Genomic DNA, 21,182 nt, shown 5'->3' on the forward strand with positions numbered 1-21,182 from the left:
ATTCAGACGGGAGTGTTTGTATGCAAGAGGTTTTAAAGCTTAAAAAAGCCACTTATCATCTGTGGACGTTCACAATCAGTAAGCTCATTTCTTCGTTCGGGGCACAGGTATATGCATTCGCTATTAGTTTTTACATTTTACAACTAACTGGATCCGCAACAAGTTTTGCGACGAACCTTATTTGCAACCTTTTACCACGGACACTCGTTGCGCCTTTTGCAGGCTACGCGGCTGATCGGTATTCAAGAAAGACAATCATTATTACCGCTCAAGTTGCTTCAACTCTTGCAATCGGGGGGCTCTTGATTGTAAGTCTGACTTCTGGATTGTCTTTAATTGCAATCTACACTACAACAGTTGTTTTATCGATCACATCAACATTTTCGGGCGTAACGTTCAGCTCTTCTATTACTGGACTTATTGATGAAGGACGAATTCAAAAAGCGATGTCTCTGAACCAAATGTCCATTTCATTTGCGGCAATCGGAAGCCCGGCGGTAGGTGGTTTATTGTATGGAACAGTCCCGATGCCGGTATTTCTCATAATGTATATGACTGCTTCGATTATTGGGGTATTTCTAGAATCAACGATGAATTTCAAGTTATTTGCGAAACGTAAAGAAATAGTCGATGGGGAACCGAAGGAATCGATGATGCAAAGTATGAAGGCTGGATTAGCCTATTTAAAATTACAACCAATTCTGATGACATTGATTTGGATTGCTTTATTCATCAACTTTCTATTTGGTGCATTCCAAGTCGGTTATTCCTTCATTCTTATTGAAAAGATGAAGATGGTATCGACACATTTTGGATTGACGGAAGGTGCATTTGCGGTGGGGATGCTACTATTGTCAATCTATCTGACGATGCGTAAAGAAGTGAAGTATCCGTTGCTTGTCTCAAAACGAGGCATTCTCGGAATGGGTGCCATTATGGGAAGCGTAGCAATTCCTCTTTTAATACCTATGCACTATAATTTTATGTTTGGGTATTATGCATTCATCATGTTTAGCTTTGGAGCAACAATAATTATAGTAAATACGCCCATGCAAGTAATGATGCAGAAAATGATTGACGATGATTATAAAGGACGCGTATTTTCAATCCTGGAAACAATGTCGATGGCACTTATGCCCCTTGGAGTAGTTATCTACGGGTTCTTATATGATATATTCCCGGCACAATGGATTCTCATTGTTTCGAGTCTAATACTAATTGGGGTTATTCTCGTGTTGGCACGGCCATCAGTCATGATTAAAGCTCATCCGGAACTCGGAAATTCAAATGTGAAGGAATCAGAGGTTATTTCAGAATAATTATTAGCAACATTTTTAATGTGAAATAGCAAAGACCACCTGTCTTCAATTTTAGAAAGGTGGTCTTTACTATTCGAATTAGTTATTCAGCGTTGCTTCCAAATTCCGCAACGATTTAGCAGACTTCCTAAAGGCGAAGATTAGCCCGATAGATAGAATTGCAAGAACTGTGGAAATGAAGTACATATTGCCGGCTTCTTGCGTGAAAATCCATGTGAATAACAGCGGACCGATGATGCGTCCCATGTTATCCATGGAATATGTCATCCCAGCAGCCGTTCCGTATTTTCCGCCAGACTCTTTTGTTGTTAATGAAACGAGTACCGTACGGGCAAGTGCGTTCCCCGCAGTGAAGACACTCAGCGCAAAACCGGCCCAGAAAAGGCTTGATGTAAACGGAATAAGGAACAGGCCAAGTGCGGTAACGATCTGCGCCCCAATAATCCATTTCGTTTCCGTTCCGTTTTTCACACGGCGAACGACGCCGCCTTGAATTGCCGCGTCGACGAAACCACTAGCCATAAACAAGTAACCAAGCTGAAGTGGTGTGATTTCAATTTTTGAGATTTGGAACAGCTGGAACGTAGATTCAAGCCCGGCGAGAAGGAATGTCACCATGAACGAGAATAGAAATAGATAACGGATACGATATTGCCAAAGCATAGCTCCACCTTTTGGGAGGAGAGCACGTTTATTCGCCTCTCCACGTCGTTCCGGTTCCTTCAATATAATTCCTGCATAAATCATAAGGAGCACTGTCAAGGTACCTGAAGCAATGAATGGTAATTGAAGACTGACATTACCAAGTACGCCCCCGATTGCTGGTCCGAAAATAAAACCAAGTCCAATTGACATACCAAGCAGTCCCATATATTTATTACGGTTTTCTTCATCCGTCATATCTGCAACGAATCCAGTAACAGCGGTGTAAAGTGCACCAGAGAATATCCCTCCCACAACGCGTGACGCGTACAATAGCGGCAAGTTCTCGATGAACAAAGCAAATAGGAAGAAACTAAGACTGAAGCCAATTAGTCCTATTAAAATGAGCTTTTTTCTTCCGGTTCTGTCTGACAAAGCCCCCCATAGCGGCGCGGTAAAGAAAGATGCTAGTGCATAAACGGTCAGTAATCCGCCAACATGTACTTCAGATAATCCTTGCTGCAAGATAACTTCAGGAAGAATTGGAATTATAATACCAAACCCAAGATAAACAAAAAATTGTACGGACATAAGTAGAAGGATTGCTTTTTTCATATTCAAACCCACTTTCGACTGAATCAATATATTCATTCTACCCTTCGTATGTAAATCAGACAATGGAAAAGGGGAGGAGGTGGTAGGTTTACAATGTATTGTCTGAAGTTGATAACACTAAGTGGAAAGTAAACAACGTTTTGTCCAAAGTAAACAACGCTAACCCGAAAATTCATCTGCAAATAGATTTTTTGTCAAATTACCTACCTTGATGTATGAAACATTTACAAAAAGTTAATAACTGTAACAATAATGAAAGATTTAAAAGTGGACAGGAGTGGTATAATTGTAGTACGAGCAAAATAGAACGACATTTACCTGTAGAACGAAACTTTACTGATGCATATTCGTCTAGAACTAATAGAAAGGTCGAGGTGGAAAAGATGGCTAAAGAAGTTGATTTGAAAACAATCATCTCCAACTTGGCGAAGTTGGGTGTTTCGGCTACGATGACGAAATCCCGTCTGGAAATGCTGAAAGCCCTCGCGCCACTTGCACAAGCCCCACAAATTCAATCTCAATAAAGAAAGTGATAGTATCAAGACAAAAAAAGCTTCGACGGATTTTTCCGTCGAAGCTTTTTTTGTCTTGGTGTCTAGACTCCAGGCGCCAGCCGCTCGGGTCATAAGCAATTCAGCTATGTGGCAAAGGGCGCCACGTCGCTAGATCGACTTATGCCTGTCGCGTCTAAGCGGGCGCTTTCCGCTATTCTTTATTCGTCATCATCCGAACTAAACATGTACGTCCTATGATGGTACTTCATACTGAATACTAATCCAATTGCGAGCATATTCCCCATTAGTGAACTACCGCCATAACTGATGAATGGCAGCGGGATGCCAGTAATCGGGAGTAGCTGAATCGTCATCCCGATGTTTTCAAAGACATGGAACGTAATCATTGCAATAATACCTGCGCATATATACGTACTAAATGGATCTTTCAATTCAAGCGTAATTTTCGTCAAGTGATAAATGAGGAAAAAGTACAAGCAAATAACTAAGCTAGCGCCGATGAATCCCCAATCTTCCCCAATCGTTGTGAAGATGAAATCGGTGTGGCTTTCTGCGACGTACACTTCGCGGCCTTTATAACCTTTTCCGAAAACTTCACCCGAGCCAATCGCATTGAGTGACGTAATAAGGTGACGCCCTTCATTCGAAGAATAGGAATAAGGATCGAGCCATGAATAGATACGTTCAAACATATATGGTCTTAAACCAAGTTTGTTTTGAAGGAAGTCCTGTGCATAGAGTGTCATCCACAGCAAAGTCGCTCCAATCGTCGCGGTCCCGACAAATACTGGCAAAATTATTCGCCACGTAATTCCTGCTACAACGACGAACGCTGCCGTAATCGCTATGAAGACAAGTCCAGTACCAAGATCGGTCTGCATCATGATGAAAAGCAACGGCAAGAATAGAACAGCAATTATTTTCCCAAGTAAAAAAAAGTCGGTCTTCAATGTTTTCTTAACGAACTTTTCGTGATGCGTCGTAATCATGCGCGCCATGCCGATGATGAAAAATGTCTTCATGAACTCAGCGGGTTGGATGCTTCCTACCCCAGGGAGGTGAAACCAGCTTTTTGCACCATTTCTTTTTGCCACAAGCTCCATGCTATCCGGAAGAATAATTAGCAGGGCTAAAATAAATACACCGCCGCCGTAAATAATCCAGGCAGCTTTCTTATATTGATCCGGTTCTAAAAACATCGTAATCGCGATAATGACACATCCGATGAAGTACCATTGAATTTGCGAGGGTACGAAGTTTATGGTGTATTGGCCAGTCGTCTGAGCCGAAGCAATCGCGAACAAGCTGACAAGGAAAAATAACAGCAGGATAAATGCAAGTGTCCAGTCAAAACGATCTGCCGGTTTATTAGGTATTTTCATATATAGTCACCTTGATTTCACTAAAATAGGATTACTTTCTACATTTCTTAGTATAACGGAAAGGAGTTGCGATGGTTTCTTTTTTTACTATTGTCTAATGAACTCTGCTAATCAATCTTCATCATCAGAGTCGAACAAATACGTTCGATGATGGAATTTCATACTGAAGACTAAACCGATTGCGAGCATATTACTCATTAGCGAACTCCCGCCGTAACTGATGAATGGTAGGGGGATTCCGGTAATCGGAAGTAACTGGATTGTCATGCCTATGTTTTCAAAGACATGGAACGTAATCATGGCGATAATACCTGTACAGACATACACGCTAAATGGATCTTTTAGTTCAAGTGCAACACACGTCAAATGATAAATAAGGATGAAAAACAATGTAATCACGAGACTAGCGCCTATGAAGCCGTATTCTTCTCCGATAACACTGAATATGAAATCGGTATGATTTTCTGGAATGTATACTTCGCGACTTTGAAAACCTTTCCCGTTAATACCACCTGAGCCGATAGCTGTCATGGAGGTTAGTAGGTTATAACCCTCATCAGAAGGGTAAGAATATGGATCGAGCCACGAATAAACTCTTTTAAACTGGTAGCGGGAAAAACCGAGTGTGTCTTCCATGAAATCTTGCGCATAGAGGGCCATCCATAATAATCCCCCACCAATTGCGGCTGTTCCTGCGAAAAGTGGTAACAGAATTCTCCATGAAATTCCTGCAACGACAATGACGGCGGCCGTAATTGCCATGAATACTAAAGAAGTTCCGAGGTCAGGCTGTTTCACAATGAATGCGAGCGGTAGGAGTAGAACAACCATAATCTTTCCAAGGAGAAGAAAATCCGTTTTTATTGTTCTTTCCACAAAGTTTTCATTATGAGAACTCACCATGCGCGCCATGCCTAGGATGAAAAATGTTTTTATGAATTCAGAAGGTTGAATTGTTCCGATAGCCGGAAGATGAAGCCATCTTTTTGCGCCAAGTCGCATTTCAGCAATTTGTCCATCTCCTCCTGGGGCGAAAAAGAGGAAGGCGAGAAGAAAAACTCCGAGTCCGTATAAGTACCATGCCATCTGTTTATATTGTTCAGGTTCCAGATACATAGCCATAGCAATGATGAATGCGCCTACGATATACCATCTAATTTGTAATGGCACAAAGTTTATTGAATACTGCCCGGATGTTTGAGCGGAAGCAATTGTAAATATGCTTATAATGCAAAATAGCAATAAAATAAAGGCTAGTGTCCAGTCGAAACGATCTGCAGGCTTGTTTGTTTGTTTCATATTATCACCTGTTTTTCCATCTAATCTAGCATTCTTAAGTATAGCTCATCGGAGTAGAGTATGCATTTCCTCATATTGGACGTAAAGGCAACCGCGAAGTTGCCTCTTGAAAGATGGGCATGCTAAACTTGTGGGGAATTTAAGGTCTATTTTAACTGTGTGAATATGAGAGGAGATTTTCGTTGTGGCATGGATTTATTTACTGATCGCAGGCATGACTGAAATCATTTGGGCAATTGGATTAAAAGAAGCGCAGGGCTTTACAGTCCTTCTCCCTTCAATAGTAACGCTGGTTTTCATCATAGTTAGCTTTTTCCTGTTCGCGAAAGCAATGGAGAAAATACCCATTGGTACTGCGTATGCCATTTTTACAGGAATCGGTGCGGCTGGAACAGCAATTGTCGGTATTATCCTATTCAATGAAGGAGCAGGTATTGGTAAACTGTTTTTTCTAGTACTTCTGCTTGTTGGTATCGTCGGACTTAAACTTGCTGATGGACAGGGGGAGACTAAATAGTGTCTTGGATAATCTTAATTATTGCGGGGCTATTCGAAGTGGCGTTCGTTATTATGATGAAATTATCGGAAGGATTCCGAAATAAAAAATATACAGTATTGACTGTTCTAACAGCAGCACTCAGTTTCTTTTTATTATCAGTTGCTATAAAAGATTTACCCGTTGGAACAGGGTATGCCGTTTGGGCGGGAATAGGTGCAGCAGGTAGTGTTCTAATTGGCATGGTTTTTTTTCGTGAAAAGCGAAGTGCGCTAAAGTTCCTGTTTTTATCCTTCATCATTGCAGGTGTTACGGGACTTAAGTTGTTTGGTTGAATATCTTACATAAAATCATCATGAATGTGAGCTGTTCATGGTAAACTGAAGGAATGAAACTAATAGATTGTGAGGGGAAAATATGAAGAAAAAACTAGGATTGGTCTACGGTGGAAAATCAGCTGAGCATGAGGTGTCGCTGTCGACTGCACGTGCAGTGACACAAGCGGTGGACTTTGATAAATACGAAGTAGTTCCAATTTATATAACGTATGACGGTGAGTGGAGAAAAGGAGAATCACTTGAAAGCTCTGCGAAAACGATTGAAGAGCTTCGCCTTGAGGGGAATGGCTCCAGTCAACCAGATAGTATACATGCTTTCTTGAATGGAGGAACGGGCGCTCCAGACGTCATTTTTCCACTTTTGCACGGAACAAATGGTGAAGATGGAACGGTTCAAGGGTTCTTTGAGGTGATGAATGTCCCTTACGTCGGTAATGGTGTACTGGCATCGTCAGCGGGAATGGACAAAGTCGTCATGAAGCAGTTATTCGCGCAAGTAGGATTGAAACAAGTGCCTTATGTACACTTTATCCGTACTGGATGGGTCAAAGAACAGCAACAGTTAGTCGACAAAATGGAAACAGAGCTCGGTTGGCCGATGTTCGTAAAACCTGCGAATCTTGGTTCCAGTGTGGGTATAAGCATGGCAACGGACCGCAAAGGTTTAATCGAAGCTGTGGATATTGCCCTGAAATTCGACCGGAAAATCATTGTCGAACAAGGCGTAACTGCACGTGAAATCGAAATGGGCGTCATGGGTAACGACGAACCGCTATGCTCAGTGTCAGGGGAGATTAAACCTGTTGCGGCATTTTACGATTATGAAGCGAAATATACAGATGGCAACACAACACTGGCCATTCCTGCACAAGTAACTGAGGAAGTTAAAAAGACAATGGAAGACATGGCTGTCCGTGCCTTTAAAGTGCTTGACTGTTCGGGACTCGTCCGTGCAGACTTTTTTGTCACTTCGGACGACGAAGTCTTGATTAATGAAGTGAATACAATGCCAGGTTTTACACCGACAAGCATGTTCCCGCTACTATGGCAGAAAACAGGTGTAGCTTATCCTGAATTAATCAACGGGCTGATCGAACTAGCACTGGAACGACATGCGGAAAAGCAAACATTACAATATACGATGGATTGAGTGTGATTTGAAGTGAAACGGAAGTTAAGCGAAATCGCTGATTGGATACAGGCGGCTGGCCAAAATTTAGAAGACATATTCGCAACGGGTGTGTCCATTGATTCGCGAACTGCATCGGCGGGGGACCTATTTATCCCTTTTCGCGGGGAACAAGTGAACGGTCACAATTATGTGGAACAAGCGATTAAACAGGGTGCGGTCGCATCTTTATGGATGAAAGATGAACCGAATCCACCTGCAAATGTACCGCTAATTTTTGTCGAGAATCCCGAGTTGGCACTCCAGGAAATGGCGCGCGTTTATCGGGGGATGCTTCAATGTAAAGTCGTCGGTATTACAGGGTCGAATGGCAAAACATCAACAAAGGATTTAATTGCAAGTGTATTGTCTCCGTATTTCAACGTCCGAAAAACGGAAGGGAACTATAATAATGAACTTGGATTACCATTGACGATTTTGTCGCTTGAGGAAGATACCGAGTTTGCAATCTTGGAGATGGGCATGAGTGGGTTCGGGGAAATTTCCTTTTTATCGAAACTGGCGAAACCACATTTTGCTGTGATTACGAATATCGGAGAAGCGCATATGCAGGATCTTGGATCGCGTGCAGGAATCGCCAAAGCGAAATTCGAAATTATCGATGGATTGCTAGAAGGTGGCAAGCTATTTTACGACGGCGACGAACCGCTTCTACAAGGTCTTGTTGATCAGCTTACTGCAGTTCAAGCTGTTTCATTTGGCTATGAAAAAGAAACGATGTTGTCACTCGAAAAGATTGAATCTGGCGATGAAGGAAGTCGTTTTACAGTCACTGGCTTACTAGACGGAGAATTCACAATCCCTGTATACGGGGCACATCAAGTTAAAAATGCGCTGGCTGCAATTCTTATTGCAAATGAAGCAGCTATCAGTGTCGATGACATCCGCGGATCACTTCGCCAAGCGTCCTTAACGGATATGCGTATGCAGCCGGTTAGTGTCGATAATGGTGCATTGTTCATTAATGACGCATACAACGCAGCACCGACATCAATGCGTGCAGCACTTGCTTTCATGGAGGATACTGAATTACGTAAAGAAAAATGGGTTGTACTTGCTGATATGTTAGAACTGGGTGACGAAGAGCAGGTTTATCATGAAAATCTAGCCGATGAACTGGTTGCGATGAAGCTAGAAGGCATTCTACTCTATGGTCCGCGTATGAAATGGTTACATGATAAATTGCAAAACGGTGGCATGGAAACGCGGCTATTATGGTCAGAAAAGGATTATACTCCTATTGTGAACGCACTCCGGGAATATACTGGCGTAGATTCGATTGTACTGTTAAAAGGTTCACGTGGAATGGCACTTGAATATATTCTAGAAGATCTGATGGGTAAAGGAGCCGGGAAATGAAAACGGGCGTGCTATTCATACATGGCTTTACAGGCGGTCCATTTGAAGTAAGGCCGCTTGTGAATTTCTTGAAAATGAAAACGAACTGGCAGTTAGCTATACCGACATTGACTGGCCATGGCATCACGCTGAATCTTGAAAAAGGATCCGCTGCTTCCTGGTTGATGGAAGCGGAACTTGCACTTAAAAGACTGCAAAAAGAAGTCGACCGCGTAATCGTGGTCGGCTTTTCGATGGGCGGACTGATTGCGATGTATCTTGGACTGAGGTATAAAATCGACAAACTTGTCTTGTTAAGCGCGGCGGCAAGATATATAAGTCCACGCATCCTTTTGAAAGAGATGAGAATCATGTTGGCAAAACCGCTTATGAAAAAATATCCACCAAATACATTTTATCATTTGTATGAATATAAGCTTGCACACACACCGTTGCGTGCAGTCTTCGAATTTTTACGCATTGTGAGCATCGTCAAACCTTATTATGGTTTGATTAAAACACCTGTATGTATCGTTCAAGGTGAGAAAGATGGAATTGTCCCGTTTACTACCGCTGAGCACTTGTTAAAAAAACTTGGCTCCGAAAAAAAGGAATTCATAAAATCACCTGTTGGGAAGCATCATATCTGTTACAGCGATGACTGTGACAATTGGTTCAATGAAGTGCTTCGGTTCATGCGGGAAGATTGACCGTGGGTGAGTGAAAAATTGGCTTTTTGATGATGTCTAGCTCCAGCGTCTAGGCGAGCCGCTTTCGCTTTTTGGTGAGTAAACTGATTATTACTACTTAAGCGGATTGATTGCGAAGTGCTTTTTCCCATGGTATACTGTGATGAACATTGGATACATTTACGTAGCACTCTTCAAGAAGTGAAGGGTACTTTTTTTTGAATATAACGGTTTGCTCATATAAGTTGGACGAATTGTCCATTGATCGAACCGCTCGGCAAAGACCGGGCTTTCCTTTTCAACCATAACCTCTACTTATACTATAGAGAATGCAAAATATCGGAAACGTTCCCTTTTAACAGGCTCGAATTTGCCGTGCCTTCATTTGCAAATGTAACCAATTGTCAAATGAAAAAACAAAGGAGATTGATAAGTTTGACTAATTTTTCGGATTTAAATATCAGTGAATCAACACAACGCGCACTAGCTAAAATGGGGTTTGAAGAAGCAACACCAATCCAAGAAGGTACTGTCCGTTTTGGTATGGAAGGTCGCGACGTTATCGGCCAGGCACAAACTGGTACTGGTAAAACAGCTGCATTTGGTATTCCAATCATTGAAAAGGTTGATATCAGAAACACTGCAGTACAGGCACTTGTAATTGCTCCAACACGCGAATTGGCTATTCAGGTTTCTGAAGAAATCTACAGAATTGGTGCTGACAAACGTGTACGCATTCTTTCTGTTTACGGTGGACAAGAAATTGGACGTCAGATCCGTGCATTGCGCAATAACCCACAAATCATCGTTGGTACGCCAGGACGTATTCTTGACCATATCAAACGTAAAACATTGAAATTAGACGGCGTACAAACACTTGTACTTGACGAAGCAGATGAAATGTTGAACATGGGCTTCATCGAAGACATCAACACAATTCTTGCGAGTGTACCGGCTGAGCGCCAAACACTTCTATTCTCGGCTACTATGCCTGGACCAATCCGCAAAATTGCAGAAACGTTCATGAAAAACCCGGAAATGGTTAAAATCAAGTCTAAAGAAATGACTGTTGAAAATATCGAACAGTTCTTCGTTAAATCACAAGAACGCGAAAAGTTTGATATCCTTTCACGTCTTCTAAATGTTCAACAACCTGAACTTGCAATCATCTTTGGTCGTACAAAACGTCGCGTTGACGAACTATCTCAGGCACTAGGTATCCGCGGATACATTGCTGAAGGAATTCACGGCGACTTGACTCAAGCGAAACGGATGTCTGTCCTTAAGCAATTCAAAGAAGGTAAAGTTGATATCCTTGTTGCAACTGACGTTGCGGCACGTGGACTCGATATTTCAGGCGTAACACACGTTTACAACTTCGATATTCCACAAGATCCTGAAAGCTATGTTCACCGTATTGGTCGTACAGGACGCGCAGGGAAAAGTGGAGTAGCAATTACATTCGTAACACCACGTGAAATGGGTTACCTTCGTATTGTAGAAGAAACAACTAAAAAACAAATGACTCCATTAAACCCACCATCTTCTGACGAAGCAATTCTTGGTCAGCAACGTGTGGCTGTGGAACAACTTACTGAAATTGTTACTAAAAATGAATTGAGTGATTATACACATCTTGCAGCTGATTTGCTTGAGAAATTCGAAGCTAAAGATCTAGTTGCAGCAGCACTTCGTTCATTAACTCGCGAACCGAATGATACACCTGTATCAATTTCGGAAGAGCGTCCATTACCATCACGCGGAAATTCTCGCGGCGGCGGCGGTGGTTATAAAGGTAACCGTAGCGGCGGACGTCCATCAAGCGGTGGCGGTGGACGTGGTTATGGCGGCGGAGCTCGTCGTAGTGGCGGAAGTGGCGGCAACGCACCAAGCGGTAGCCGTGACGGAGCTAGAAGAGACAGCAGCAGTCGTTCACGTACTACTAAATCAGATCGTTAATAATGAACCTTTAAAAGATCCGGATAGCGCAATGAGCGCTTACCCGGATCTTTTTTTGTATACAATAAAGTTCGAAGGGGAATGTGAGGACTAGGCAACACCAAGTCCGAGGTATGCAACGAAGTCTCTGAACTAAATAACACAAAGCCGAAACTAAGCAACATCCACACGACAAAGCAACGTTTCGTCTGAACTAGACAACATATAGCTCAAGGTATGCAACGCAAACTCCAAACTAAACAACACTACGCGAAAACTAAACAACACTCCCTCAACCCTCTTAGCAACAATCCATCAAAATGAAACATTTCGCGCTCTTAATCGTATAGAATAAGTAGAGAGGAAGAGGTGTTCATATGAGAGAACAACCGGTGAATCGTATATCGGAAAAAGGATTAAAGGTATGGAGATTATACGGCATTATGGAAACAGGATTCCTTTTACTTGTAGCAATTGCCGCGGGGGTATTGGCTTATATATTTGAAGGTCCATGGTGGATATATGCGGTGGCTGCGGTTGTCGTAATCCTATTCGCGTACTTTTTCATTTATTTATTTCCCAAAGTTAAATGGATGCGATGGCGCTATGAAGTGCGTGAATCAGAAATTGAGCTGCAACATGGTATTTTTATCGTCAAACGGACGTTGATTCCAATGGTGCGTGTTCAGCACGTAGACACCGCGCAAGGACCGATTTTACGAAAATATAACTTGGCGGAAATCACGATTTCCACGGCGGCGACGAATCATACAATACCTGCTCTTGTGATGGAAGAGGCGGATGAACTTCGGAGCAGGATATCAGCGCTTGCAAGGGTGGCGGAAGAAGATGTCTGAGACACGCTATAAATTACACTGGATTACAGCCATTATTGAAGTATTGAAGACGGCGAAAGATGCGATATTACCGATTATTGTCCTCGTGTTCGCTAATGGGCTGAATGATGTGGGATCTGGGAAATGGTATTTGGATTACTTATCCTTCATCATTTTCGGAGTCCTCATTATCGCTTTTTTCATCACAGGTATTATTAAGTGGAAACGTTTTGAATACTGGTTTGAAGATAATGAACTTCGAATCGAATATGGGTTATTTGTGAAAAAGAAACGCTATATTCCGTTTGACCGAATTCAAAGCCTCGATTATACGGAAGGGATTTTGCACCGACCTTTCAAACTTGTCAAAGTGAAAGTGGAGACAGCAGGTAGCTCCTCTTCGAAAAAGTCGGAGGCAGAATTGACCGCGATTACGAAAGAGGCGGCAAGTAGAATTGAAATGGAAATAGCGCAGGCGAAAAGTGGTAAGAAGGAAACTTTGCTGGAAAATGGAGAACTGCCAGAAATAATTCAAGCAGTGGAAGAACCGCAAAGGAAATCAGTTTTTACAATGTCATCGAAAGGTCTGCTTATCCTAGCAACTACATCAGGTGGGATTGGAATTATTCTTTCGGGCGTGGGGATCTTCTTATCGCAGTTTGCGGAGATGATACCGTTTCAATGGATGTATGAAGAGATTTCAGGCTTCATCAAGTTCGGTCTTCTTATCGTTGCAATTGCTGTGTTTTTAGGATTCGTTTTTGTGTGGGGGATATCGGTTGCCATGACATTCCTGGCATATTACGGTTTTACTGTTTCACTTGAAAAAGAAGACATCGTTATTACGCGCGGTCTACTTGAGAAAAAACGGATGACAGTGCCGCTGAACAGGGTTCAAAGCGTACGTATTATTGAGAATCCTTTTAGGCAACTATTCGGCTACGCTGCTGTTGCAATTGATAGTGCGGGAGGAGGCGGAGCGGAAGGGGCGAAAATAAATTTATTTCCTTTGGTAAAAAAAGCGGATATCTATGGACCATTGAAAGAGATATTCCCGGATCTTATACTTGATGAACCGACGGAAAAACTGCCAGCACGCGGCAAGCGCTTTTTCTATCGTAGCGATTTCCTATGGATGATTCCTGCGATCGGCGCATTGACATACTTTTTCTTTCCATACGGGTTGTTGTCACTCCTCATCGTACCGGTCATTGTCCTATTCGGATTATGGCAACATCGATCGGCTGCTTACGGGATATCGGGTAATCAGCTGACGATGCGATTCAGGAACCTTAGCCTTCAGACCGCTTTCTTGATGAAAAAAAGAATTCAATCGATGGAAATGAAACAAAACTACTTCCACAAACGAAAAAGTGTAGCCACATTAGCCACTAACATCAAATCTGGTATGAGTACTTTTAGTGCACAAGTACATCATATGGAAGAGTCAGAAGCCGAGAAGCTGCTTTCGTGGTATGAGAAGAATTCGAAGGATGCTTGATTCGCTTTCAATAGGTACAAAAAAGAGCAGGGATAACCCTGCTCTTTTAACTAAAGATAAGTTTTTCACCTGGAGCGGTGTCTAGACTCCGGCGTTTTCTTTATCTTTTTTTACTTTTCCAACTGACGATCCGTTTGGGATGAAAATAGCTAAGTCCTATTAAAAATCCGACGATTAACCCCGCAATATGGGCGGTCGCATTAATGTTGGGCTGGACATAGGTCATAACTATGCTGATAACAATAATTGGAAGGATAATCTGTCTTAGCTGCGGTAAGATATGCTTCGTATAATAGACAAGTGCTCCAAATGCTCCGAGAATCCCAAAAACTGCACCACTTGCGCCGAGACTTTGATAGTTAGGGGCTTGTAGGAAAAATGTGGCAATATTAGCGAAAATGCCCGATAGCATATATATTGTCAGGAAGCGTGCCTTACCTGCGATTTTCTCAAGTTCAGGTCCGAAAATGAAAAGAGAGAACATATTAAACAGTAGATGCATGATACCACCGTGAAGGAACATCGGTGTTAGAAGTCTCCACCATTCCCCGTCGGAGATAAGGAAGTTGACGCCGACGCCGGCGTATAATACTTGTGTCCCGATAACCGGGATGATCGTCACGAGATAAATAAGGATATTCAAAGCAAGGAAAAACGTCACCACCGGATAGAGGCGGATGTATTGCGAGAAGCTTTCTGTACGGCTAAACATGTATTCACCTCAATCTATGACTTCATTATACATATTTTATCGTCTAGGCTCCAGTGCTTGATCGAGGTGTCGACGATTTTTTTGCAAACTTTGGAAGGAGGAATTATTTTGATTGCAGGAATTGGGCTTGATATCGTCGAATTGGATAGAATCGCCAAGTTGGATGCTAGGTCTCCGAAATTCCGTATGCGCATTTTAACTATGGAAGAGCTGGAAATTTACGAATCGCACACGACTAATCGGCGAATAGAATTCCTTGCGGGTCGTTTTGCTGGGAAAGAAGCGTTTGCTAAAGCGAAAGGAACAGGAATTGGCACGCAGTGTAGTTTCTTGGATATCAGCATATTGCCTGAACTGAGTGGCAAACCGACTGTGTTTTTCAAAGGAGATTCAATCACTGGTTTCATATCTATAACTCATACGCGAACCGTAGCAGCAGCTCAAGTTATCCTTCTTGCATAATTGTTCGTCCTTCCTCATAAGATGACCTACCCGATTGAAATGAGAAAGGATGAACTGTATGCGTAGCCGAATAGTTGCTCTTTTGTTAGTTGTAGTCATGGTAGTCCTTGCGGCATGTGGGTCGCCGTCGAAAGAGGATGTCATGAAGAAACTCAGTGGAAAGTGGAATGAAGCGAAGGGGTATGATTTGCAAGCGACCATGGAAATTAAGACTGGAGCCGAACCGCGTTCATATGAGGTCGCTGTTTGGCATACGAAGCCGTCTTTCTATCGCGTTAATGTAACGCAGGCAGGAAGTAAGGATTCCCAGATGATTGTACGTAATAAAGAAGGTGTTTTTGTTGTTACCCCATCACTCGGTAAGACCTACAAGTTCCAAAGTGACTGGCCTTCTCAAAATAGCCAGGCGTATTTAATAGGTGCGTTGTCGGAAGATATTAAAGCTGATAAAAATGCGACAATGACGGAAAAAGAGAAAACGTACGTCTTTGAAACGGCCACGAGAAATAACCATAAGAAGGTTTTGCCAACCCAGCAGATCCATATTGACAAAAAGACATTGCTACCAACGTATGTCTCCGTACTGGATGAAAACAAGGTGGAGAAGATTCGCATTACGTTCAATAAGATTACACTTGGCGTCGAACGAAAAGCTGGCGATTACAAAGTAGATATGGATGAGACGAATACAGGTAAAGAAACTGAACCAGCCGCGGATGATGAAGCAACAGGACTCTCAACGTATTATCCGTCAGTAGCTTGGGCGGATGGCACTCTTGTTGATGAAGAAATCGTGAAAATGGATAGCGGTACACGAACATTCATGACTTTTGGAGGGGAGAAAGAGTTCATTATTGTTCAAGAACCAGCAGTTAGAGCAGAAAATAAAATGGCAGTCTCCATTGAAGGTGATCCTGTCGATCTTGGATTTACTGTTGCAGCCCTTACGGAAAATTCGATTCGTTGGGAAAGTGGAGGCGTTTCATTCTTCATCGCATCCGATAATTTGACGCAAGATGAACTGATTGAAGTAGCAGGATCGATGCAAGTGGAGGGGATGAAATAATATAACTAAGGTTGACGAAGAAAGGGCAAGGGATGGATAATGGAGAGTACTACAGTACAAATGAGGGATTGTTATGGAAGACTCTATTCATTATCGTCCAACACAAGCCATCGTCGATCTAGCTGCGATTCGGGCCAATGTTCGGAATTTGAAAGATTATTTGGGAAGTGAAACCGCAGTAATTGCAGTTGTGAAAGCAGACGGTTACGGCCACGGTGAAGTTGAAGTGGCTCAAGCTGCTTTTGAAGCTGGTGCAGAAATGGTCTCGGTGGCAACACCTGACGAGGCGATACGACTCCGAATGGCTGGTATTAGTGGGGACATTCTTGTCATGGGACCGTCACCGCTTGTATTTGCTGAAAAAGCAGCCGAATTGGGGATTATACTAACCGTTTCGAGTGCTGAGTGGTTGCAATCGGCATTAGACGTTAGCGAAAAATTCATGCAACAATTGAAGATTCATGTAAAGATTGACAGTGGAATGGGTAGAATCGGATTGAGAGATGAGGGGGCGCTTCGGTCCCTTATGTCGGTCGTAAATAGTACTAAACAAGTGCTACTGGACGGTATCTTCACACACTTCGCTTGTGCTGATGAAGAAAACACTGAAAACACAGAAGAACAATTTATTAAGTTCATGAGGTTAGTGCAGACGCTGTCGGAAAAACCACGACTTGTTCACGCATCGAATAGCGCGGCGTCCCTCCTCTATCCCGAATATGCGCTTGATGCAGTCCGTTTCGGAATCGGACTTTATGGCATCGCGCCTTCGGAATATGTAGGAGGGAAATTGCCGTTTCGTCTTGAAAGATCATTGCGAATCGAAAGCGAACTTGCTTATGTAAAGTTGTTGGAGGTGGGCAATCGAATCAGTTATGGCGGTACCTATGTAACTTCGAGTGCAGAATGGATCGGCACAATCCCGATTGGTTATGCAGATGGTTTGAGACGTGGTCTGCGCGGACAGGAAGTACTCATTGATGGAGAACGAATGCCTATTATTGGAACCATCTGCATGGATCAATGCATGGTGAAGCTTCCGCGAGAACTGGCGGTTGGCGAAAAAGTTGTTCTAATAGGTCGTCAAGATAAAGAAGAAGTTACGATGGAGGAGTGGGCGGAGCGACTCGGCACGATTCCATATGAAATTGCTGTTTCCATTGCGAAGCGAGTACCGAGAATATACACAGGGAAAGATGGACAGAATATATAATATTCGCACATTCGACAAAAAAACCTAGCAGCTTTGCAGAATCCTGTCAATAAAATTCCTTTCGTGTCTTCTCATTGTCGGTATACAATGGTAAGATGGACTTGTATTGAAATGAGGGAACGGTTTTGTCGGAGGTGCTAACGTTGCGTGCAAATAAAAACTTTAAAGAAGTTATTGTTAAAATTCCGAAACGGATGCTGAATGAAAATGAACATACGGTCGTTCATCAGGAACTGGACCGTGGTGATTTCGTTTATATTTCGACAAAGCGATATGTAACTGACTATGAATCGGATACGATCAGGGAAGAGATGATGAACGGTTATCTCGAAATGTCGCAAATCAACCTTAGAATCGCCACGGAATGCTTGCATGTGGAATTTGAAGCCCAGCATACGGTAGAACGTCTCGTAAGCGGAGGATGAAAAGTTGGCAATAAAACGTGGAGACGTCTTTTTTGCAGATCTGTCGCCTGTTGTTGGTTCTGAACAGGGAGGTACGAGACCGGTCCTTGTCATCCAAAATGATATTGGAAATCGGTTTAGTCCGACGGTAATTATTGCGGCAATCACTGCGCAAATTCAAAAAGCGAAATTGCCTACACATGTTGAAATTGATGCGGTACGATACGGCTTCGAGCGGGATTCGGTTATTCTGCTCGAGCAGGTCCGCACAATCGACAAGTCGAGGCTTACAGATAAGATTACGCATCTAGATGAATTTTTGATGGAACAGGTCGATGAAGCGCTCGAAGTAAGTTTCGGCCTCATCAAATTCTGAGCATACATATAAGAAAAAACACCATGGATTCGTTTCTGTGGTGTTCTTTTCATTGCAGTCACTTTTCCGTTACCTAAGTAATATGACAAAAAGAGTGTATTGCATCACTCTTTTCGTTACAATGAAGATACGTAAATTTGGAATTCACAAGGAGGCTTATTGGAACAATTATGAGTATTCAACTGGTGGAAGGCGTAAACGAAAATATTAATGAAATTATTGAACGATGGCAATTACTAATGAAGGATGAAAAGGGAGAGAAGTTTTTTCATTTCATGCCTGAACAACTTGTAGAAAAGACGAGTAGTGAGTTTGCGGCACTGATGACATCGAATATTTATGAACAAGACATTGTCAATACTGAGAAGTTGAAGGAATTTACTGTGAAGGTTGTCCGGTTTGGTTGGTCTATTAAATTTGTAAATAAAGCGATTGATAACTTTTCGAAAATTGTTTTCGAATTATTGGAGGAAAAAGGGGTTATTGAACAAAGTAATTTACGGTTTTATATGACACTTTTCGATAATTGGATTTTGCCTTTACGCGAAAGTATCATAGAAGCCTATTCCGTGGAATGGGAACGGACCGTCAGTTTGCAGAAAATCGCCTTGCAGGAACTGTCGGCTTCATTGATACCGGTTTTCGAAAAGATATCAGTAATGCCGCTTGTCGGTACGATCGATACCGAGCGGGCAAAATTAATTATGGAAAACTTACTGGAAGGTGTAGTCAAGCAGCGCGCCGAAGTAGTACTTCTTGATATTACCGGTGTACCAGTCGTGGATACAATGGTTGCTCATCATATCATCCAGGCAGCGGATGCAGTCCGTCTTGTCGGAGCAAAATGTATGCTGGTTGGAATTCGGCCGGAAATTGCCCAAACCATCGTTACGCTTGGTATTAACTTGAATGATTTCACAACAACTAGCACGTTGCAGCGCGGAATGCAGGAGGCACTTGGACTGACGAACCGGACAGTAGTGGAGGTTGAACAATCATGAATATGAGAATTCCGATTTTGAAATTAAATGACACATTAATTGTTTCTGTTCAATGGGAACTTGACGATCAGACGGCCCTCCAGTTTCAAGAGGATTTATTGAGGAAAATGCATGAAACGACGGCAAGGGGTGTTGTTATTGATTTGACACCAATTGATTTCATCGATTCTTTTATTGCAAAAGTGTTGGGAGATGTTATCAGTATGTCTGGTTTAATGGGGGCGAAAGTCGTCATTACAGGGATTCAGCCTGCCGTTGCAATTACGCTTATCGAACTTGGGATTCGTTTGGAGAACGTTTTGACGGCACTCGATCTCGAAAACGGATTGGACAAACTGCGTAAAGAATTGGAGGCCTAACAATGGAGTACTGGTCTTCTGTAGACATATACACGGAGTGGGACATTGTTGCTGCCCGCCAGTTGGGCCGGAATGAAGCGAAGAAGTCCGGCTTCGGTACGGTCGATCAGGCACGTATCACAACGGCAATTAGTGAATTAGCACGTAATATCTATTTATACGCTGGAAAAGGTAAGATAGAAATAAAGCGGTTGTCTGAAAATGACCTGTACGGAATTACGATTATAGCTTCAGATAATGGCCCAGGAATTTCGGACATGCGTAAAGTGATGGAAGACGGATTCTCGACTTCTGGAGGACTTGGTGCAGGTATGCCGGGCGTGAGAAGGCTTATGGATGAATTTAAAGTGGACACGGAGCCTGGAGTAGGAACAACGATTACAACTACAAAATGGCTCCGATGAGGAGATGATGATGAATGCCTCTGGAAGTTGGGAAGCAGTATAAAGAAATATTGAAGCAATATGTTGATGGACAAAATGAAGAAGATCTTTATGTTGGACAACAGTTTAGCAGGCAATTTATAGAGAAGGATATATCGCCCGAAGACGTTATCAGTATCCATAAAACAGCACTCACTGAAGTCTTGCCGGATATGCCGGAAAAGCTATGGCATTCGTTTGACTTTTTGATTGAAATGATGATTCATTACGGGCTTGCTCTTAGGGAGCATCAGAGTCTCATTCAAAAACAAGAAGAAATTCAGATTGAAATGAATGTAGCGGCAAAAGTACAAGATACGCTTCTGAAAACGAAGAAGCCAGATTTTAAAGAGCTTGATATTGGATTCGTAACAGAGCCGGCTAAGCAGATGAGCGGCGACTATATTTATTTCCTGAATGATAATAGTTACGAAGCGGGTGTGGCTGTAGCTGATGTTATCGGAAAAGGGATTCCGGCGGCACTTTGCATGTCAATGATCAAGTTTGGAATGGACGGTTTGCAGAACGAAAATACAAGTCCGAGGAATGTCCTTGATATTGTTAACAGAATCGTAGAAAAAAGTGTTGATGATTCGATGTTCATTTCTATGTTTTATGGAAAGTATGATGCAAGGGACTCTAGTTTTTCATATGCTACCGCGGGACATGAACCTGCCCTCCTATATAAGGCGGCGACGGGGGAATTTACGGAACTTCATGCAAAAGGACTTCTCCTTGGTGTTCATCCAAATGTCGTTTATGAAGAGAAATCAGTCCTTCTAGAAGAAGGCGACTTTATCGTGATGATGACGGATGGCGTTACCGAAGTACGAACGGATACTGGTTTCATTGATGATCAAGTGATCAAATTGATCTTAGCGGAAGTGAAAGACGAATCTGCACAAAAAATTGCTGATACAGTATACCAAAGGCTAGCGTATCTCCAAAACTTTCATTTACGCGATGATTTTACGATTGTTATTTTCAAAAAAGAGAACGATAAGGTTTAAGATTTTATGAGTAGGGTATATGTATCTCTACTATGCTATTTTTAAAAAAGGAATTCGGGG

General features: G+C 42.5%; 23 protein-coding genes. 19 read left to right on the forward strand and 4 right to left on the reverse strand.

The window, feature by feature from the left end:
- The first annotated feature begins 20 nt into the window (after positions 1–20).
- Positions 21–1,319, forward strand: coding sequence for an MFS transporter (locus MKY15_RS09995; protein ID WP_342539608.1), 1,299 nt, complete (start codon positions 21–23; stop codon positions 1,317–1,319).
- Between the two features lie 78 nt (positions 1,320–1,397).
- Here MKY15_RS09995 and MKY15_RS10000 read toward each other — a convergent pair whose 3' ends face one another.
- A complete protein-coding gene (locus tag MKY15_RS10000) occupies positions 1,398–2,576 on the reverse strand; it encodes an MFS transporter (protein WP_342539609.1) in 1,179 nt (392 codons plus the stop codon).
- 383 nt (positions 2,577–2,959) lie between these two features.
- Between MKY15_RS10000 and MKY15_RS10005 the strand changes: the two genes are divergently transcribed.
- A complete protein-coding gene (locus MKY15_RS10005; RefSeq protein WP_186672238.1) occupies positions 2,960–3,100 on the forward strand; it encodes an Lmo0850 family protein in 141 nt (46 codons plus the stop codon).
- A 188-nt stretch (positions 3,101–3,288) separates the two neighbouring features.
- On the opposite strand, the gene MKY15_RS10010 is transcribed toward MKY15_RS10005, so the two are convergent.
- Both MKY15_RS10010 and MKY15_RS10015 read right to left on the reverse strand, forming a co-directional pair.
- Positions 3,289–4,473 carry an FtsW/RodA/SpoVE family cell cycle protein gene (locus MKY15_RS10010; RefSeq protein ID WP_067205272.1) on the reverse strand — a complete coding sequence of 395 codons (1,185 nt, stop codon included), beginning with the start codon at positions 4,471–4,473 and terminating at the stop codon, positions 3,289–3,291.
- A 111-nt stretch (positions 4,474–4,584) separates the two neighbouring features.
- On the reverse strand, positions 4,585–5,772 hold the full coding sequence (locus MKY15_RS10015; RefSeq protein ID WP_342539611.1) for an FtsW/RodA/SpoVE family cell cycle protein: 1,188 nt from the start codon (positions 5,770–5,772) through the stop codon (positions 4,585–4,587).
- A 184-nt stretch (positions 5,773–5,956) separates the two neighbouring features.
- Between MKY15_RS10015 and MKY15_RS10020 the strand changes: the two genes are divergently transcribed.
- The 8 genes from MKY15_RS10020 (at position 5,957) to MKY15_RS10055 (ending at position 14,097) form a co-directional block, all read left to right on the forward strand.
- Positions 5,957–6,289, forward strand: a complete 333-nt coding sequence (locus tag MKY15_RS10020) for a multidrug efflux SMR transporter (RefSeq protein ID WP_067205278.1) — start codon at positions 5,957–5,959, stop codon at positions 6,287–6,289.
- A complete protein-coding gene (locus tag MKY15_RS10025) occupies positions 6,289–6,603 on the forward strand; it encodes a multidrug efflux SMR transporter (RefSeq protein ID WP_067205281.1) in 315 nt (104 codons plus the stop codon). The genes MKY15_RS10020 and MKY15_RS10025 overlap by 1 nt, the downstream gene beginning before the upstream one ends.
- Before the next feature lie 82 nt (positions 6,604–6,685).
- Complete coding sequence (locus tag MKY15_RS10030) at positions 6,686–7,756, forward strand: D-alanine--D-alanine ligase (protein ID WP_340741346.1); 1,071 nt, start codon at positions 6,686–6,688, stop codon at positions 7,754–7,756.
- A gap of 12 nt (positions 7,757–7,768) precedes the next feature.
- The gene (gene murF, locus MKY15_RS10035; RefSeq protein ID WP_342539614.1) at positions 7,769–9,154 is read left to right on the forward strand and encodes a UDP-N-acetylmuramoyl-tripeptide--D-alanyl-D-alanine ligase; all 1,386 of its coding nucleotides are present in this window, start codon (positions 7,769–7,771) and stop codon (positions 9,152–9,154) included.
- Positions 9,151–9,843: an alpha/beta fold hydrolase gene (locus tag MKY15_RS10040; RefSeq protein WP_067205289.1), complete on the forward strand. Its 693-nt coding sequence runs from the start codon at positions 9,151–9,153 to the stop codon at positions 9,841–9,843. The genes murF and MKY15_RS10040 overlap by 4 nt, the downstream gene beginning before the upstream one ends.
- Positions 9,844–10,257: 414 nt before the next feature.
- Positions 10,258–11,781 carry a DEAD/DEAH box helicase gene (locus tag MKY15_RS10045; protein ID WP_304627121.1) on the forward strand — a complete coding sequence of 508 codons (1,524 nt, stop codon included), beginning with the start codon at positions 10,258–10,260 and terminating at the stop codon, positions 11,779–11,781.
- A 356-nt stretch (positions 11,782–12,137) separates the two neighbouring features.
- On the forward strand, positions 12,138–12,617 hold the full coding sequence (locus MKY15_RS10050) for a PH domain-containing protein (protein ID WP_067205295.1): 480 nt from the start codon (positions 12,138–12,140) through the stop codon (positions 12,615–12,617).
- The gene (locus tag MKY15_RS10055; RefSeq protein WP_067205298.1) at positions 12,610–14,097 is read left to right on the forward strand and encodes a PH domain-containing protein; all 1,488 of its coding nucleotides are present in this window, start codon (positions 12,610–12,612) and stop codon (positions 14,095–14,097) included. The genes MKY15_RS10050 and MKY15_RS10055 overlap by 8 nt, the downstream gene beginning before the upstream one ends.
- 100 nt (positions 14,098–14,197) lie before the next feature.
- On the opposite strand, the gene MKY15_RS10060 is transcribed toward MKY15_RS10055, so the two are convergent.
- On the reverse strand, positions 14,198–14,809 hold the full coding sequence (locus MKY15_RS10060; RefSeq protein WP_067205301.1) for a rhomboid family intramembrane serine protease: 612 nt from the start codon (positions 14,807–14,809) through the stop codon (positions 14,198–14,200).
- A gap of 108 nt (positions 14,810–14,917) precedes the next feature.
- Between MKY15_RS10060 and acpS the strand changes: the two genes are divergently transcribed.
- From acpS to MKY15_RS10105, 9 genes are all read left to right on the forward strand, one after another.
- Positions 14,918–15,271, forward strand: a complete 354-nt coding sequence (gene acpS, locus MKY15_RS10065) for a holo-ACP synthase (protein WP_067205304.1) — start codon at positions 14,918–14,920, stop codon at positions 15,269–15,271.
- Between the two features lie 58 nt (positions 15,272–15,329).
- Positions 15,330–16,337 (forward strand): outer membrane lipoprotein carrier protein LolA, encoded by a 1,008-nt coding sequence (locus MKY15_RS10070; RefSeq protein ID WP_067205307.1) that lies wholly within the window; start codon positions 15,330–15,332, stop codon positions 16,335–16,337.
- A 73-nt stretch (positions 16,338–16,410) separates the two neighbouring features.
- The gene (alr, locus tag MKY15_RS10075) at positions 16,411–17,550 is read left to right on the forward strand and encodes an alanine racemase (protein ID WP_187046555.1); all 1,140 of its coding nucleotides are present in this window, start codon (positions 16,411–16,413) and stop codon (positions 17,548–17,550) included.
- 134 nt (positions 17,551–17,684) lie between these two features.
- On the forward strand, positions 17,685–17,975 hold the full coding sequence (locus MKY15_RS10080) for a transcriptional regulator (RefSeq protein ID WP_231885814.1): 291 nt from the start codon (positions 17,685–17,687) through the stop codon (positions 17,973–17,975).
- Between the two features lie 4 nt (positions 17,976–17,979).
- Complete coding sequence (locus MKY15_RS10085) at positions 17,980–18,330, forward strand: type II toxin-antitoxin system PemK/MazF family toxin (protein WP_067205315.1); 351 nt, start codon at positions 17,980–17,982, stop codon at positions 18,328–18,330.
- 170 nt (positions 18,331–18,500) lie between these two features.
- Positions 18,501–19,331 (forward strand): STAS domain-containing protein, encoded by an 831-nt coding sequence (locus tag MKY15_RS10090; RefSeq protein WP_067205318.1) that lies wholly within the window; start codon positions 18,501–18,503, stop codon positions 19,329–19,331.
- Entirely contained in the window at positions 19,328–19,690 is a 363-nt protein-coding gene (locus MKY15_RS10095; RefSeq protein WP_067205320.1) for an STAS domain-containing protein, read from the forward strand. Before MKY15_RS10090 ends, MKY15_RS10095 begins: the two co-directional genes overlap by 4 nt.
- Before the next feature lie 2 nt (positions 19,691–19,692).
- A complete protein-coding gene (locus MKY15_RS10100; protein ID WP_338653740.1) occupies positions 19,693–20,094 on the forward strand; it encodes an anti-sigma regulatory factor in 402 nt (133 codons plus the stop codon).
- 14 nt (positions 20,095–20,108) lie between these two features.
- Positions 20,109–21,122, forward strand: coding sequence for a PP2C family protein-serine/threonine phosphatase (locus MKY15_RS10105; RefSeq protein ID WP_338653739.1), 1,014 nt, complete (start codon positions 20,109–20,111; stop codon positions 21,120–21,122).
- Positions 21,123–21,182 lie beyond the last annotated feature (60 nt).

Origin of the sequence: Sporosarcina sp. FSL K6-1540 (assembly GCF_038620285.1) — a bacterium.
GTDB classification, from domain to species: Bacteria; Bacillota; Bacilli; order Bacillales_A; family Planococcaceae; genus Sporosarcina; species Sporosarcina psychrophila.

Coding starts and splice junctions, on each gene's coding strand:
- MKY15_RS09995 (WP_342539608.1), top strand. CDS start 21: ATGCAAGAGGTTTTAAAGCTTAAAAAAGCCACTTATCATCTGTGGACG.
- MKY15_RS10000 (WP_342539609.1), bottom strand. CDS start 2,576: ATGAAAAAAGCAATCCTTCTACTTATGTCCGTACAATTTTTTGTTTAT.
- MKY15_RS10005 (WP_186672238.1), top strand. CDS start 2,960: ATGGCTAAAGAAGTTGATTTGAAAACAATCATCTCCAACTTGGCGAAG.
- MKY15_RS10010 (WP_067205272.1), bottom strand. CDS start 4,473: ATGAAAATACCTAATAAACCGGCAGATCGTTTTGACTGGACACTTGCA.
- MKY15_RS10015 (WP_342539611.1), bottom strand. CDS start 5,772: ATGAAACAAACAAACAAGCCTGCAGATCGTTTCGACTGGACACTAGCC.
- MKY15_RS10030 (WP_340741346.1), top strand. CDS start 6,686: ATGAAGAAAAAACTAGGATTGGTCTACGGTGGAAAATCAGCTGAGCAT.
- MKY15_RS10040 (WP_067205289.1), top strand. CDS start 9,151: ATGAAAACGGGCGTGCTATTCATACATGGCTTTACAGGCGGTCCATTT.
- MKY15_RS10050 (WP_067205295.1), top strand. CDS start 12,138: ATGAGAGAACAACCGGTGAATCGTATATCGGAAAAAGGATTAAAGGTA.
- MKY15_RS10055 (WP_067205298.1), top strand. CDS start 12,610: ATGTCTGAGACACGCTATAAATTACACTGGATTACAGCCATTATTGAA.
- MKY15_RS10060 (WP_067205301.1), bottom strand. CDS start 14,809: ATGTTTAGCCGTACAGAAAGCTTCTCGCAATACATCCGCCTCTATCCG.
- MKY15_RS10070 (WP_067205307.1), top strand. CDS start 15,330: ATGCGTAGCCGAATAGTTGCTCTTTTGTTAGTTGTAGTCATGGTAGTC.
- alr (WP_187046555.1), top strand. CDS start 16,411: ATGGAAGACTCTATTCATTATCGTCCAACACAAGCCATCGTCGATCTA.
- MKY15_RS10090 (WP_067205318.1), top strand. CDS start 18,501: ATGAGTATTCAACTGGTGGAAGGCGTAAACGAAAATATTAATGAAATT.
- MKY15_RS10095 (WP_067205320.1), top strand. CDS start 19,328: ATGAATATGAGAATTCCGATTTTGAAATTAAATGACACATTAATTGTT.
- MKY15_RS10100 (WP_338653740.1), top strand. CDS start 19,693: ATGGAGTACTGGTCTTCTGTAGACATATACACGGAGTGGGACATTGTT.
- MKY15_RS10105 (WP_338653739.1), top strand. CDS start 20,109: ATGCCTCTGGAAGTTGGGAAGCAGTATAAAGAAATATTGAAGCAATAT.